Source organism: Ruegeria sp. B11 (assembly GCF_056539785.1).
This window is the reverse complement of the sequence record NZ_JBQFVO010000003.1, coordinates 294,513-308,832: the sequence shown is the minus strand read 5'-3', so window position 1 is coordinate 308,832 and position 14,320 is coordinate 294,513. Positions and strand designations below refer to the sequence as shown.

The window sequence follows — 14,320 nt, the reverse complement described above, 5'->3', positions numbered from 1 at the left end:
GGATGCAATTGCGTATTCGTTTCGATCAAGGACCAGCTGGGCGCGGAACCCGGTTTGAGCGTCCGTCCCGGATTATCCGCGCGGATAACGCGGCGGAGGTGCCCCAGGCTCTGGCGGCGCTGGATCAGGCGCGCGCGGATGGGGCCTGGCTGGCAGGATACGCAAGTTATGAACTGGGCTACGTGCTGGAACCCCGTCTGGCAGACCGGCTGCCAGAAGGACGACGCCTGCCACTACTGTGTTTCGGTGTGTTTGACGCACCGGATCGCGTTGGACTGCCAAAGGCGTCGGGCAGTGTCACTGCGTTTCAGCCCCGCTGGGACGAGGCGCGATATACGCAGGCCTTTCGTACAGTGCATGAGGCGATTGGTGCGGGTGACATTTATCAGGCAAATCTGACCTTCCCAATTGATCTCGATGTAACCGGAGACAGCGTCGCGCTTTATGCGGCGCTTGCGGCTGGTCAACCCGTCGGCCACGGCGCCTTGGTTGAGCAGGAGGGGCTGCCTGATCTGCTGAGCCGCTCGCCCGAACTGTTTTTCCGAACCGACGCCGAGGGCCGGATCGAAACGCGCCCGATGAAGGGAACTCAACCGCGCAGCGAGGACCCGGTCGAAGACGAGCGTCGACGCGCTTTTCTGTCTTCGGATGAAAAGAACCGGGCCGAAAATCTGATGATCGTTGATCTGCTGCGCAACGATATTAGCCGGGTCGCGCTGGCCGGATCGGTGAAAGTACCCGAGCTGTTCAAGGTTGAGACCTATGCGACTGTTCATCAGATGGTCTCGCTTGTGCAGGCGCAGTTACACCTTGGCGTAGGCCTTTCGGATATTCTGACCGCCCTGTTCCCGTGCGGATCAATCACCGGAGCGCCAAAGATTCGAGCGATTGAGATCCTGTCCGAACTGGAACCTTGGCCTCGCGATGTTTATTGCGGAACCATCGGTTGGGCGGCCCCGGACGGTCGGTCGGAATTCAACGTGGCCATCCGGACCCTCATGGTTGACGGCGGCAAGGCGACCCTTAACGTAGGCGGCGGGCTGGTCTGGGACAGCACCGCGCCATCGGAATATGAGGAGGCGCTATGGAAAGCCCGCTTCGCCCACCAACTGAGCCTGATTTCCGTCTGATCGAAACTTTGGCCTACCGGCCGGGGCAGGGGTTCGTCAGGCTTGATCGTCATTTGGCCCGCATGGCGCGCACAGCACAGAAGTTCGGCATTGATTTTGACCGAACCGCCGCTTGGACGATTTTGGATGCGAGTTTGTGTGAGATTGCATTGCGCTGCCGTTTGACCTTGGACGCGGATGGCAAATTTGAACTGACGTCCGGAGAATTGGCTGCCAATCCGTCCGTCTGGCGTGTGGATTTGGCCAAACAGAGACTATCATCATCGGATATCTGGCTGGGTTACAAAACGACCCGACGAGCCGTCTATGACATGGCGCGGGCGGGCTTGCCGCTAAGAGTTGATGAGCTTTTGTTTTTGAACGAACGGGATGAGCTTTGCGAGGGCACTATCACGAACCTGTTCCTGACCATGCCCGATGGCAGACGACTGACGCCCTCACTGCGATGCGGATTGCTTCCCGGGGTTTTGCGCGAGGAATTGTTGGATAATAAAGAAGTTACCGAATCCGTTCTGACCTTGACCGATCTAAAAAACGCGCAATCTATCCACTGTGGAAATTCCCTTCGGGGGCTGATCCGTGCGGAGCTTGTGGCACCTTGAGCAAAAATACCGAATGGGTGGAGACCCCTGTTACCAACTCACGCCTCAGGATTGAGTTTGTGCTCTTCTTTGTGGCGGTTCCCATAGCCATCGCGACAATGTTCCCGCCAAACTGGATGTTCCCCTCGCTTTTTGCGTTTACCGGACTGGGCATACTACTGCTGCAAGATACGCCCGGTTTTTCCTGGGCGGAGCTTCGGTATGGCTGGCGAAACTGGTCGTGGACCGAAGTCTTTGTATTTACCCTGTTCATGGCTGCCTTCTGTTCCGCCCTGGTGCTGTGGGCGCGACCGGATGCAGCCTTTGTTTTGCTGCTGCATCGGCCAGAGATGTTGATATTCATCTGTATCGGCTACCCGGTGTTGTCCGCTCTGCCACAAGAGCTGCTTTTCCGCTCTCTCTTTTTCCGACGCTATCACGCGATCCTACCTGAAGGGCGGGCCGCATACCTTTTGAACGCTGGCCTGTTTTCGCTTGCGCACCTCATGTACTGGAGCTGGGTCGTAGCCATCATGACTTTCGTCGGAGGCCTCCTGTTCACCTGGGCCTACCGCAAGCGCGGATCATTCTTTTATGCAGTTCTTCTGCACGCAATTGCCGGTAATATTATCTTTGCGGCAGGGCTGGGCGTCTATTTCTACTCGGGCAACGTGCAAAGGCCGTTTTGACGGCGCGACCCGCCTTGACTTTCCAAGCCTGACGGGGTGTATCGGCGCGACGAATTCTGCGCCCGAAGGGATATGATCCATGCACGCCTATCGCAGCCACACCTGCGCCGCTCTGACCGCCGCCAATGTCGGTGAAACCGTCCGCCTGTCCGGTTGGGTGCATCGTGTCCGAGATCACGGCGGCGTACTGTTCATCGACCTGCGCGACCATTTCGGTGTGACCCAGGTTTTGTGCGACGGCGATAGTGCGGCATTTGCTGAACTGGAAAAGGTACGGTCCGAGTGGTGCATCCGCATCGACGGCACTGTCAAAGCCCGCGACGCTGATCTCATTAACCCGAAATTGCCGACAGGCGAGATCGAGGTTTATGTGCGTGAGCTGGAGGTTCTTGGTGCTGCCGACGAATTGCCGTTGATGGTGTTCGGCGATCAGGAATACCCCGAGGAAACACGTCTGCGCTATCGCTACCTCGACCTAAGACGCGAGGCGATGCAGCAAAACATGACCCTTCGCTCGGACGTTGTCGCATCTATGCGCCGCCGGATGTGGGATCAGGGATTCCGTGAATATCAGACACCGATCATTACCGCATCGTCGCCCGAAGGCGCACGCGACTTTCTGGTCCCCTCGCGACTACATCCGGGCAAGTTCTACGCCCTACCGCAGGCCCCGCAGCAATTCAAACAGCTGATCATGGTGTCGGGCTTCGACAAGTATTTCCAGATTGCACCCTGCTTCCGCGATGAAGACCCGCGTGCAGACCGATCGCCCACCGATTTCTATCAACTCGATCTAGAGATGTCGTTTGTCGAGCAGCAGGATGTGTTCGACACCATCCAGCCCGTGCTGACCGGTGTGTTCGAAGAGTTCGGGGGCGGGCGCAAGGTCGATCAGGAGTGGCCGCAGATTTCCTACAAGGACTCAGCCCTATGGTACGGCACCGACAAGCCTGACCTGCGGAACCCCATTAAGATGCAAGTGGTCTCTGACCACTTCCGCGGTTCTGGCTTCGCGATTTTCGCGAAGCTGTTGGAGCAGGAAGGCACCGAAATCCGCGCTATCCCAGCGCCGAGCGGTGGCAGCCGCAAATTCTGTGACCGTATGAACGCATTTGCCCAGAAAGAAGGTCTGCCCGGTATGGGTTACATTTTCTGGCGTGATCAGGGCGAGGGTATGGAGGCCGCAGGTCCACTGGCCAAGAACATCGGCCCCGAACGAACCGAGGCGATCCGTCAGCAATTGGGTCTGGGCGTCGGTGATGCCGCGTTCTTCCTGGGTGGTAAGCCAAAAGCCTTTGAGAAGGTGGCCGGTAAGGCCCGTGACGTGATCGGAGATGAACTGAACCTCACCGAGAAAGACCGCTTTGCCTTTGCCTGGATCGTCGATTTCCCGATCTACGAGCAGGACGAAGAAACCGGTGCGATTGATTTTGAACACAACCCCTTCTCGATGCCGCAGGGCGGGATGGAAGCTTTGCAGGGCAACCCTCTGGACGTACGCGGGTACCAATATGATCTGGCCTGTAACGGCTACGAATTGGTTTCGGGTGCCATCCGGAACCACAAACCCGAGATCATGCTGAAAGCCTTTGAACTGGCGGGCTATGGTGAGGACGAAGTGAAGTCCCGCTTTGGCGCACTGTTCAATGCCTTCCACTACGGCGCCCCGCCGCACGGCGGCTGTGCCGCAGGGATCGACCGGATCGTGATGCTGCTGGCGGATGAGGCCAACATCCGCGAGGTCATGATGTTCCCGATGAACCAGCGCGCCGAAGACCTGATGATGGATGCGCCATCCGATCCGACCTCGGATCAGTTGATGGAACTGGGTCTCAGGATCATCCCGCAAGACTAAATCTAGCCGCCCGCCCTGAGCGGGCGGTTTACGTTTGGGGCAGTGCAATACAATCGGTGTATTCGCCGCGCCACGCAAATCGGAGTTGCGTGGTGGTCTCAAAACAAGCTCAACTCAATCCAGTGGATTTGCGGCATCCCGACGATTGCGGATGCTCCTGGCCGTCTGTCGTGTCAGGCGGTAGACCCAGATGCAAAGGATCGATGCGGTAATAAAGTACGCGGTCAGCATCTCAGATCGCCTCTTGCCGCTCGAGCCGATCCTGAACCAGACCCGCAATCCGTGCAGCCTGGGCGGTGACCGGTGTCCCCTGCGCACGAGATTGGGCAAGGTCCCGGGCTGCTTCGGCAAGCACAGTATCTTCGGCGTCTCGCGCAACGCTTTGCAGGAATTGTACCGCATAATCCAACGTGCGCTGATCAGTGGGGCCGGTAAGCACGTCGGCGATATGGGCCATGTCGTCCCGATAGGCCAGCGGATCGGGCTGAACGATATTATCCCTGACGGAATCCAGACCTCCTGGGCGGCGATCTTCGGGCAGAAGTTCAAGTATGGAGGTCTGGAAATAAGCGACCGAGGTCAGGGGTTTGGCCAGAAACCCATCTGCACCTGCGCGTCTGGCGATAACCTGCATGCTGTCATCGCCAGACAGCCCGAGAATGACACCGATGCGGGGTACAGCGTGGGTCATTTCGGCTATCAGGTCAGCGCCGGACCCGTCAGGAAGACCCATATCGACGATCAGGACCGAGGGACGATAGATTTGCAGATGGCGCCGCGCTGATTTCAGACAATCCGCACGACGGATACGCGCACCGCTATGCAAGCACATCAATCGTATTGCATCGCATGCATAGCGGCTGTCTTCGACCACAAGGATTGTTTGGCCCAGCAGCGGTCGCATCTTGGTGGCCAGCGCTGGAGAGGCGAAAGGTCCCGAATCGTCCATGGCAGAACTCCTGTTTAGCAGATGCCTCACGCTAGGAACTTCTGGCTAATACAGGGTTAACGACGATTTGGCGCACTTGTCCTTTGGGTATACTGCCCCCATAACCGCTGCAACGCAGAAGGAAGGAGAGTCCCATGATTGGTCGCCTGAACCACGTAGCCATTGCTGTTCCCGACCTGGAGGCCGCATCGTCCCAGTATCGCAATGCGCTTGGCGCCAAAGTCGGCGCTCCACAGGATGAGCCGGATCATGGGGTCACCGTGGTCTTTATTGAACTACCCAACACCAAGATCGAATTGCTGTATCCGCTGGGTGAGAACAGCCCGATCAACGGGTTTCTGGAAAAGAACCCATCAGGCGGCATCCACCATGTCTGCTATGAGGTCGAGGATATCATCGCAGCCCGCGATCATCTGAAAGAGACCGGTGCGCGCGTTCTGGGATCGGGTGAACCCAAGATCGGAGCGCATGGCAAACCGGTGTTGTTCCTGCACCCGAAGGATTTCAACGGATGCCTCGTTGAGCTGGAGCAGGTCTGAAGTCGATGACCATTACCGCCGCTCTGGTTCTTTTCGCTGTAATTTGGTTTCTGACCTTGCTGATTGTTCTGCCTGTGCGCATCAAAACGCAGGGGGATCTTGGGGATATTGTTCCGGGCACTCATGCGGGTGCGCCGGAAGTCCATCACATGAAGAAGAAGCTGTGGATTACCACCGGGATATCGGTGGTGCTGTGGGCGATCATTGCAGGCATCATTATCTCCGGCGTAATCAGCGTGCGCGATTTCGATTGGCTGAACCAACTGGAGCCGCGCGAGTAGCTCAGGTTCGGCTACCCGACAGACCGTGATAAATGTGCGTGAAGGTCGCCGCTCCTAGGATCGGGATCAACAGGTTGACCAATGGCACAGAGAGCGGGACCGCCATAAGAATACCGGCGACCCAAATGGTTGTCGCGTGCTTTGCGCGCAGCTTTCGCGCCCCCTCGCGCCCCAGTCGGCGCATCGCAGCCAGGGTGAAATATTCTCTCCCCAGAAGAAACCCGTTCATACCCCAAAAGATAAACAACGCGAATGGCGTGAAGAGTGCATAGAGGATCAATGCCAACAGGTTGGCAACGATCAGTACTCCCAGAAAACTGAGCGTATCCCGTAGCGCATCGCCAAAGGGGATGCGCTGAGCCGGCGGCAGACCGGGGTAATGCTTATCCTCAACCGCCTGTGCGACCTCATCCAGAAACATCGAGGTGATGGCTGACGCAACGGGGACCATCAGAAACACCGACAGCACCATCATCAGCAGGAATGATGACACGCTGAGCAGGTCGTTCAGCCATGTCACCTCACCCAGTATTGGCAAGGTGGCCTGATCGCCGACCAGCGCGTTGATCAGCCACAAAAAGCCGGCATAGGCAGCCACCAACAACGCGAATGTCAGGCCAACACCCAACAGAAGTACCTTGCGGAATCTTGGGTCGCCGATCTGTCCCAGCGCCTGTAGAAACGACTGGATGATGATCATTCGGAAACCCATTGGGTTAGTGCCTCCACATTGGGGCGCGGTCGTTCGGGAGGGGTCGTACCTTCGGTTGCGATATGGATAAAGCCTGCAATCTTCTCGTTTTCGGCCAAGCCAAGCCCCTGTTCGCAAAACTCGCGATCATGCGATTGCCAGCCGGACAACCAATTGGCCCCCCAACCTGCGGCCAGCGCTGCGTTCAGCAGAGCCAGACATACCGCACCCGCTGAATAGGTCTGTTCAATTGCCGGTATCTTGTCGGAAGGTTTCTGCACCTCAATAACAGCAACCGCCAAATGGCCCATTTCGAATTGGCTGCGCGCCTTGGCGATATCTTCGGGCGATTTTCCCAAGGCGAGACCACAAGTTTCTGTAAGATCTGCAAGGCGTTGCATGGCCCCATGCTCGACAACAACAAAACGCCAGGGTTCCAGCTTTCCATGGTCCGGGCTGCGCGCTGCAGCAGTCAGCAGCGGCCTCAGCTCTTCCCGGGTCGGGGCCGGGGCTACCAGTGTTTTGGCCGGACGAGACCGGCGCGCGTGCAGAAAATCCAGCGCAGCTTGGTTCTTCAGGGTCATATGTTAACTTCCTTCACATGGCAGTCTGTATGTCGGAGGCATGCCGTTCTCTTTCAAGGGCAAACTGCTCATCAAAAGGCGACAAATTCAATCTGAATTGCTGCTTGTGATCAGACGCAAGATCCAAAAGGAACCATTAGTCTTTGGTGCTCTCGGACTCACGTATCTGATAAACGCCCTCGGGCAAATCCAGCGCAGCGGCCAGATCGCGTACCTGCTCTGGTGACAGGGTAATCTTCTGAATCTGATCGGTCCGCGGGTCCAACTGCTCAAGTGTGACGCATTCAGCGAAGTTGTTGATGACGACATCCTCTTGCAAAGGCTTTGCGCCTTCGTCCACCAGCGTAATCACCGTCGAGTCGAATTCGTGTTCAATTGAAAACATATGTGCAGAGTGCAGGGCATAAGATCGCAATGCAACCCGCTGCAAGCTGTAATCGGCTGTGGCCCGGCCTTAAATGCCGCGCTATGCTTGTCTGCCGACAGAGTGACCGAAAGGAATGTGAATGCGCCGTCTTGCCCTGTTGCTGGTGATGCTGTTGGCGGCTTGCGATATGTCGCCTGTTATCGCGATCCCGGCCGATCAATGGCAGCCATCGTCATCAGAACAAAATGACAGGGCGCGCGTATTCGAGCAGGTCAGCCGGGCTGTCGGAACGACCGCAAGCCGGGAATGCCGCCGCCAATCGAGGACTGCCAATTGTGATTTTGTGATTTTGGTTGATCTCTCGTCAAAGGCCCCAGCGAATGCGTTTCAGACCTTGGACAAGGATGGGCGGCCGCTAGTCGTTTTTACACAGCCGATGATCGATGCAACGCAGAACGCGGACGAGATGGCCTTTGTCATGAGCCATGAGGCAGCCCACCATATTTTGGGTCACATCGCCCGGCAGGCGCAGAACGCCAAAGAGAGCGCGCGGATATTCGGTGAACTCGCGCGCAATCAGGGCGCGGACGATGCAGGGATTGAGCGCGCACAGGCGCTGGGTGCTGAGGTCGGGGTGCAGAACTACACGCGTGAGTTCGAATTGGAAGCGGATCGTCTGGGGACACAGATCACTTACGCGGCGGGGTATAATCCGCTGGTCGGGATGGCTTTCTTCCAACGCATTCCTGATCCGGGTGATCGTTTCCTTGCCACGCACCCTCCCAATGCCCAGCGGGTCGAAGTTGTGTTGCAAACGGCGCGGGAACTGGGATTACGATAATGGTCAACTTAACCCGATTGGGTGTCGTTCTCAGTGATCGCGGGTCGAAATATGCTGTGACGGGCGCGGGGGTCACCAGTCGTGCTGATGTCGATGCGGTACTGGCGGAACTGAAATCCGACAAGGCATATGCGAAGGCAGCTCACAACACTTGGGCGGCCATCTTGCCAAACGGTGCGCTCAAGGCTGATGACGGAGAGTCTGGCGCGGCAATGGTCATTTTGCGGATGATGGAGCGGGCCGAGCTGACGGATCACGTAATCATCGTGACACGCTGGTACGGTGGCAAGAAGCTGGGCGGGGACCGCTTTCGCCGCGTGCAGGACGCCACGCGGGCCTATCTGGACCAGCTGGCAACCGGGCATTGACCTGAGTCAAGGGCACTGTGCGGGGCATGCGTTACTCTTTCCATAGAGTGAATGGAAAAGGAAACCGCATGTCTGATCGTGAAACGCTGCGACGTCACGCCGACCTTGTAGATCGGATGGCCACGACGCTGGGCGTAGATTTGCAAGAAGTTGCCATCGAAGGGGCCTTACAGTTCGACGAAATCTCGGACGCGGTATTGCGGTGTACGGAATGCCCGAATCCGGGCCATTGCAAGGCCTTTCTGGCCAAGAACCTGACAGCGCCCGACACACCTGAATACTGCCGCAATCACGAGCTGCTGAACAGGCTCAAGCCGTAACGCCAAAGGGGGGTACCGTGCCACGACTTGGACGGATCATGACCCATCTTCGCCTTGTATTGCGAATGGCACAGGCGACGGGAGCCGACCTTGCCACCGCACATCGCGACGGGCACCTGAGCCACCAGGAATGGGCAGATATGGTTCAGCTCTGCCGCGGGTGCGAATGGGCGCGGGCATGCCCAGACTGGTTGAACGAGAACGAAACGGCGGAAAGCGCGCCCTGCACCTGCCCAAACCGGCACAGGTTCGCCACCTTGAGGGTCAGCAAACAAAGGTGATCAAATGGACCGAACATCACTGGGCGAGATCGAAAAACACTTTTGGCTGACACGCTCGGTCGCGCGATCCTTAGGGATTTCTCTGACCGAAGCAATGGCCGAAGGGAAACTGACACCTGCCGACTACGCTCAGATGGTGACCCGATGCCGGGGCGCAATATGCGACGAACGTTGTCAGATATGGCTTGCCGCACAACAAGGAATGGCTGAGAAAGCACCTGATTTTTGTGCCAATGCTCAGGTTTTGAACGACTTGACCTGACCTTCAGAGCTTATTGTGCGTTCCGTCGCATAACGGCGGGTTGGCGCAGTGCTTACAGCCACAAAAAAACACCTTTTTGCTGGCCTCAGCCGTATATTTTACGGGTTCGAACGACGTATCTTTGTGCGAACCGTCGCAAAATGGTTGCCGCTTGGACTTGCCACAGGCGCACCAGAAATAGGTTTTTCCTTCGGTCACTTCGACCGGATAGGGCGATTTCTGGGCGATGATCGGGGCGTCTGACATGTGGCTACTCCGTCTTTGGCTGATGTCGAAGTCAAAGTTTAGGGCTCTTTGTCAAAAAAGGTAGACTGCGAATGAAAACCCGCCTTCCAGCGTGGTTTCGCCTTTATTCACGAATGCGTTATCGATTCGGTTGCCATATGAAATTCTTGGTCCTATTCTGATACCGGCCCCGAAAAACTGGGCAATATCAGAAAAGTAATAGAGGATTGATGGACATGAAACTGAAATTTGCTGCTATCTGCGCCACGGCCGTTGTATTGACTGCGTGCTCGCAGCAAGAGGAACCGACCCCGGTTTACATCCAGCCCGACTATGACAAGTTTGGTACACCCAGTTGCTCGGCAGGCTATGAACTGGCCACAACCGAAGCAGGCCAGACCGTATGTAACCCGGTCACCCAATAAGTATTAAGCAGGCGGTTCTAATCGCAGGGCCGCCTGCGCACCTCTAAAAAGAACACCGCCCTCGAGGCGGTTTTTTCTTGCCTTTCTGCTGTGGGTCGCGGACGTCTTCTTGCAGGACGACTGATCGGAAACCCCATGCGCAAATTCTTTGACCACCTAAAGGATCGTACCCGCTGGAGCTGGCAGGGCCTGGCTGCAACCTGGCGGCAAGAGTATTCGTTTCGTGGGTGGGTTTGGGCCAACCTGATTTCGGCTTTATTGGCGCTTGCACTCCCTCTAGGTACGGCAGAACGGGCGCTGATCCTTGCTTTGGGCATTCTGGTCTTGGTGACCGAGTTATTTAATACGGCCATCGAGCGTGCCGTCGATCACACCTCGACCGAGCACCACGCGTTGGCGGGGCAAGCCAAGGATGCAGCAAGTGCAGCGGTGGCGTTGTCTGCAGTCGCTGCCGGAGTGGCGTGGATCGTGATTTTGATCGGCTTGTTCTAGGGACAGACGCCTTTCGTTACGCCAAGGGGTGCAAACGCCCCCACAAGTCGTATTCTCCGGCCTCATCCACCTCGACCGTGACGATATCCCCGGGTTTCAGGCCTTCGAAGCCTTCGTCGATAAACAAGTTGCCATCGATTTCTGGAGCATCGGCCTTAGTGCGGCAGGTCGCGGCCTCTTCATCCACCTCGTCTACGATGACATCGAGTTTTTGGCCAACCTTTGCTGCCAGCTTGGCCTCAGAAATGGCCTGAGCTTTCTCCATGAAACGCTCCCATCGCTCTTGCTTGACCTCGACCGGGACGTGATCCGGCAGGTCGTTCGAGCGGGCGCCATCGACATTTTCGTACTGGAAACAGCCGACACGATCCAACTGCGCTTCGTCCATCCAGTCCAGGAGCGTCTGGAACTCTGCCTCGGTTTCGCCGGGGTAGCCGACGATGAACGTGGACCGCAAAGTGATATCCGGACAAATAGCGCGCCAGTTGGCAATCTCGTCCAGAGTTTTTGCCCCGGCGGCAGGGCGGGCCATACGTTTCAGAACATCGGGATGCGCATGTTGGAATGGAATGTCGAGATACGGCAGCACATTGCTACCCGCATCTGCCATCAGCGGGATCAAATCGCGCACATGGGGGTAGGGATAGACGTAATGAAGCCTGACCCACGCATCGAATTGGCCGAGTTCCCGTGCCAGATCGGTGATATGGCTGCGCACCTCCCGATCTTTCCATGGGTTCACGTCATACTTACGATCCAGCCCATAGGCCGAGGTATCCTGTGAGATCACAAGCAGTTCGCGCACACCGCTGTCGACAAGTTTCTCAGCCTCGCGCAGCACTGCATGGGCCGGGCGGCTTGCGAGTTTACCGCGCATGTCGGGGATGATGCAAAACTTGCACTTATGATTACAGCCCTCGGAAATCTTGAGATAGCTATAGTGGCGCGGGGTAAGTTTGACGCCCGAAGCAGGCAGCAGATCGACATAAGGGTTTGGATCGGGTGGTACGGCTGCATGTACTGCGTCCAGCACCCGTTCGTACTGATGCGGTCCTGTAACCGCCAGAATGCGCGGATGGTGTTCCCGGATATAGTCAGGCTCAGCCCCCAAACAGCCGGTCACAATGACCTTGCCGTTTTCAACCAATGCCTCGCCAATTGCGTCCAGCGACTCGGCCTTGGCGCTGTCCAGAAACCCGCAGGTATTCACAATAACGGCATCAGCACCCGTGTAGTCCGGCGAAATGCCGTACCCCTCGGCCCGCAACCGGGTCAGGATGCGTTCGCTGTCAACCAGCGCTTTTGGACAACCCAGCGACACCATTCCAAGGGTCGGTTGGCCACGGCGGGGCGTCTCGGCGATCCGGGCCTCTGGGGCTAGATCGGGGCGGAGGTTCGGTGGGTTCGTGCTCATGGCCGGGCATATAGAGGGGAAAGCTTCCCCTTGCAAATCCCGCCCGCTCGGGGCTGACTTGAAACAGAGCAGAAAGGCCGGAAAGGCAGACCCATGAAGTGGCTCATTCGTTTTCTATTTCTCATAGTTGCAGCCTTCGGGCTGGTCATTGGTGCCTTGCTGCTGATGCCAGGCGAAAAACTGGCGACAATACTTGCTGAACAAGTAAAGGCGCAAACAGGCCGCGATCTCGCGTTGACCGGTGACGTCAAACTGTCATTTTGGCCGGTATTGGGGATGGAAACCGGCCCTGTGACATTTGGCAATGCGCCTTGGGCCGGGCCGGAACCGATGCTAAGCGCCCAAAGCCTCGCGGTTGGGGTCGATGCCTCGGCGTTGTTGTCTGGGAATATCCGGATCAAACGGGTGTTGGCCGATAGCCCGGTTCTACGCCTTGAACGCGCCGATGGGCGCGGCAACTGGGAGCTGCATCAGCCAGGTAACTCCTCGCAAACGGGCGCTACGGCGCAAGCCGTTGAAAGCCGACCCATCACGCTCGAGCGGTTGGAACTTACCAATGCGCGCCTAATCTATCTTGAGAATGGCGCGGTTAGTATGGATTTTGCCGATGTCGATCTTTCGGCCCGCTGGCCTGACGTGACGGCCCCAATGGAAATGCAAGCCAGTATGTCCGTCCCCGGAGGCAGCGTCGCAGTGGACCTTACCATCCCCGACTTGCCCGCATTTTCCAGCGGCGCTGTCACGCCGTTGCAGCTGAGCCTAACCGCGCCTGGCGGAGATATTCAGTTCTCGGGCCGGGTGAATCTGGCCGGCGAAATGGATGGCAAGACGACGGTCACGGCCAAGGACACCCGAAGGATGCTGGCCGCGTTTGGTCACGGAGGAGTCACCGTGCCCGAGGGACTAGGACAGGTCGCGAGCGTATCCGGGCAGATGACCTATACCCGGGACGGGCGGATTTCATTGCGCAACATGATCGCGGTTCTGGATCAAAACCGGCTTGAGGGCGAAGCTGATATCCAGATTTCAAATCCGCCCCAGATGACTGCGCGTCTGAACGCAGGCGATCTCGACTTATCGAAGGTAAGCGGAGGCAACGCTTCTGACGGCACCTCAGATACGGAAGGGTGGTCAAAAGCCCCAATTGATGCGTCGTTTCTGGCGCTGGCAAATGGCAAGATCCGCTTGCAAGCGACCTCGATTGCGGTTCCGGGTATGACCTTTGGGAAAAGTGATCTGACACTCAGCCTTGATCGGTCGCGGGTTGTATTGCAGATGCACCCGGCCTCGCTGTTCTCGGGGCAATTGAATGGCCAGGTGGTCGCCAATAATCGCAACGGTCTGTCGGTTGGTGGAAATCTGAAAGCCGCCAATATCGATATCAACGAGGCGCTCGAAACGCTGGGGGATATCAAACGGCTTTCGGGCACCGGTTCAGGCAATCTTGAATTTCTGGGCGTTGGACAGAGCGAAGATCAGATCATGCGATCGCTCAGCGGCAAAGGAGATATCGAGGTCGGGCGGGGCGTTATCTCGGGGCTGGATCTTGACCGCCTTATGGGGCGAGGAAAGGGATCGGGTGGTACGACCGTATTCAACAGCCTTACGGCCAGCTTTACGATGAAGAATGGCGACTTGACCAACAAGGACCTGTTGATGCAGCTGGATAATTTCCGGGCGGACGGTACGGGCCGCATTGGCTTAGGAGCTCGCGATATCGATTATCTGTTTACACCAGTCGCCCTGCGCGCCAACTCAGGGCAGGGGATATCGGTACCCGTCCGAATTAAAGGTCCGTGGAGCGACCCGTCGATCAAGCCGGACCTTACCAAAGTCATTGAGGCGGCAGCCGAAGGCAAAGTTAAAGAACTGGAAGACGACGCAAAGAAGAAGGTTTTGGAAAAGGTTGGTAAGGAATTGGATACCACGGTGACGGATTCCGATCACATCGAAGACGCGCTGAAGAACAAGCTTGAGGATGAGGCCAAGAAAGGCCTGCTCAAGTTGTTTGGCGGGGATTGATCTA

At 57.1% G+C, this 14,320-nt stretch carries 20 protein-coding genes; 14 read left to right on the top strand and 6 right to left on the bottom strand.

Annotated elements, in window-relative coordinates:
• Positions 1-2: 2 nt before the first annotated feature.
• The 4 genes from ACR0I1_RS13280 to aspS all read left to right on the top strand — a co-directional run bounded on the left by ACR0I1_RS13280 (position 3) and on the right by aspS (position 4,255).
• Positions 3-1,130 (top strand): aminodeoxychorismate synthase component I, encoded by a 1,128-nt coding sequence (locus ACR0I1_RS13280; RefSeq protein WP_480706985.1) that lies wholly within the window; start codon positions 3-5, stop codon positions 1,128-1,130.
• Positions 1,085-1,732 carry an aminotransferase class IV family protein gene (locus tag ACR0I1_RS13275; protein WP_480706857.1) on the top strand — a complete coding sequence of 216 codons (648 nt, stop codon included), beginning with the start codon at positions 1,085-1,087 and terminating at the stop codon, positions 1,730-1,732. Before ACR0I1_RS13280 ends, ACR0I1_RS13275 begins: the two co-directional genes overlap by 46 nt.
• On the top strand, positions 1,729-2,400 hold the full coding sequence (locus ACR0I1_RS13270) for a CPBP family intramembrane glutamic endopeptidase (RefSeq protein ID WP_480706855.1): 672 nt from the start codon (positions 1,729-1,731) through the stop codon (positions 2,398-2,400). Before ACR0I1_RS13275 ends, ACR0I1_RS13270 begins: the two co-directional genes overlap by 4 nt.
• 79 nt (positions 2,401-2,479) lie before the next feature.
• The gene (gene aspS / locus ACR0I1_RS13265; protein ID WP_170392347.1) at positions 2,480-4,255 is read left to right on the top strand and encodes an aspartate--tRNA ligase; all 1,776 of its coding nucleotides are present in this window, start codon (positions 2,480-2,482) and stop codon (positions 4,253-4,255) included.
• Positions 4,256-4,487: 232 nt separating this feature from the next.
• On the opposite strand, the gene ACR0I1_RS13260 is transcribed toward aspS, so the two are convergent.
• A complete protein-coding gene (locus tag ACR0I1_RS13260) occupies positions 4,488-5,204 on the bottom strand; it encodes a response regulator (protein ID WP_170401760.1) in 717 nt (238 codons plus the stop codon).
• A gap of 134 nt (positions 5,205-5,338) precedes the next feature.
• On the opposite strand from ACR0I1_RS13260, the gene mce reads away from it, so the two are divergent.
• On the top strand, positions 5,339-5,743 hold the full coding sequence (gene mce / locus ACR0I1_RS13255; protein ID WP_170401757.1) for a methylmalonyl-CoA epimerase: 405 nt from the start codon (positions 5,339-5,341) through the stop codon (positions 5,741-5,743).
• 5 nt (positions 5,744-5,748) lie between these two features.
• Positions 5,749-6,024: a DUF1467 family protein gene (locus ACR0I1_RS13250; protein WP_170392343.1), complete on the top strand. Its 276-nt coding sequence runs from the start codon at positions 5,749-5,751 to the stop codon at positions 6,022-6,024.
• Position 6,025: 1 nt separating this feature from the next.
• Here the strand turns inward: ACR0I1_RS13250 and ACR0I1_RS13245 are convergent, their stop codons facing one another.
• The 3 genes from ACR0I1_RS13245 to ACR0I1_RS13235 form a co-directional block, all read right to left on the bottom strand.
• On the bottom strand, positions 6,026-6,724 hold the full coding sequence (locus tag ACR0I1_RS13245; RefSeq protein ID WP_170401754.1) for an EI24 domain-containing protein: 699 nt from the start codon (positions 6,722-6,724) through the stop codon (positions 6,026-6,028).
• Entirely contained in the window at positions 6,721-7,299 is a 579-nt protein-coding gene (locus ACR0I1_RS13240) for a nitroreductase family protein (RefSeq protein ID WP_170661835.1), read from the bottom strand. The genes ACR0I1_RS13245 and ACR0I1_RS13240 overlap by 4 nt, the downstream gene beginning before the upstream one ends.
• Positions 7,300-7,435: 136 nt before the next feature.
• The gene (locus tag ACR0I1_RS13235; protein ID WP_170392337.1) at positions 7,436-7,684 is read right to left on the bottom strand and encodes a hypothetical protein; all 249 of its coding nucleotides are present in this window, start codon (positions 7,682-7,684) and stop codon (positions 7,436-7,438) included.
• 121 nt (positions 7,685-7,805) lie between these two features.
• On the opposite strand from ACR0I1_RS13235, the gene ACR0I1_RS13230 reads away from it, so the two are divergent.
• The 5 genes from ACR0I1_RS13230 (at position 7,806) to ACR0I1_RS13210 (ending at position 9,738) form a co-directional block, all read left to right on the top strand.
• Entirely contained in the window at positions 7,806-8,507 is a 702-nt protein-coding gene (locus ACR0I1_RS13230) for a M48 family metallopeptidase (RefSeq protein ID WP_480706851.1), read from the top strand.
• Complete coding sequence (locus ACR0I1_RS13225) at positions 8,507-8,875, top strand: YigZ family protein (RefSeq protein ID WP_480706849.1); 369 nt, start codon at positions 8,507-8,509, stop codon at positions 8,873-8,875. Before ACR0I1_RS13230 ends, ACR0I1_RS13225 begins: the two co-directional genes overlap by 1 nt.
• A 68-nt stretch (positions 8,876-8,943) precedes the next feature.
• Positions 8,944-9,195 carry a DUF6455 family protein gene (locus tag ACR0I1_RS13220; protein WP_170420623.1) on the top strand — a complete coding sequence of 84 codons (252 nt, stop codon included), beginning with the start codon at positions 8,944-8,946 and terminating at the stop codon, positions 9,193-9,195.
• A 17-nt stretch (positions 9,196-9,212) separates the two neighbouring features.
• Positions 9,213-9,476, top strand: a complete 264-nt coding sequence (locus ACR0I1_RS13215) for a DUF6455 family protein (RefSeq protein ID WP_480706847.1) — start codon at positions 9,213-9,215, stop codon at positions 9,474-9,476.
• A 4-nt stretch (positions 9,477-9,480) separates the two neighbouring features.
• Positions 9,481-9,738 (top strand): DUF6455 family protein, encoded by a 258-nt coding sequence (locus ACR0I1_RS13210; protein WP_170512454.1) that lies wholly within the window; start codon positions 9,481-9,483, stop codon positions 9,736-9,738.
• Positions 9,739-9,741: 3 nt separating this feature from the next.
• On the opposite strand, the gene ACR0I1_RS13205 is transcribed toward ACR0I1_RS13210, so the two are convergent.
• On the bottom strand, positions 9,742-9,984 hold the full coding sequence (locus ACR0I1_RS13205) for a CDGSH iron-sulfur domain-containing protein (protein ID WP_010441831.1): 243 nt from the start codon (positions 9,982-9,984) through the stop codon (positions 9,742-9,744).
• 215 nt (positions 9,985-10,199) lie between these two features.
• Here ACR0I1_RS13205 and ACR0I1_RS13200 point away from each other — a divergent pair, with 215 nt between their 5' ends.
• Together ACR0I1_RS13200 and ACR0I1_RS13195 are read left to right on the top strand one after the other, a co-directional pair.
• Complete coding sequence (locus ACR0I1_RS13200; protein ID WP_255611743.1) at positions 10,200-10,388, top strand: hypothetical protein; 189 nt, start codon at positions 10,200-10,202, stop codon at positions 10,386-10,388.
• Positions 10,389-10,523: 135 nt separating this feature from the next.
• On the top strand, positions 10,524-10,880 hold the full coding sequence (locus tag ACR0I1_RS13195) for a diacylglycerol kinase (RefSeq protein ID WP_480706845.1): 357 nt from the start codon (positions 10,524-10,526) through the stop codon (positions 10,878-10,880).
• 16 nt (positions 10,881-10,896) lie between these two features.
• Here the strand turns inward: ACR0I1_RS13195 and rimO are convergent, their stop codons facing one another.
• Entirely contained in the window at positions 10,897-12,294 is a 1,398-nt protein-coding gene (gene rimO, locus ACR0I1_RS13190; RefSeq protein ID WP_480706843.1) for a 30S ribosomal protein S12 methylthiotransferase RimO, read from the bottom strand.
• Positions 12,295-12,387: 93 nt separating this feature from the next.
• Here rimO and ACR0I1_RS13185 point away from each other — a divergent pair, with 93 nt between their 5' ends.
• Positions 12,388-14,316, top strand: coding sequence for an AsmA family protein (locus ACR0I1_RS13185; protein ID WP_480706841.1), 1,929 nt, complete (start codon positions 12,388-12,390; stop codon positions 14,314-14,316).
• Positions 14,317-14,320: the final 4 nt, after the last annotated feature.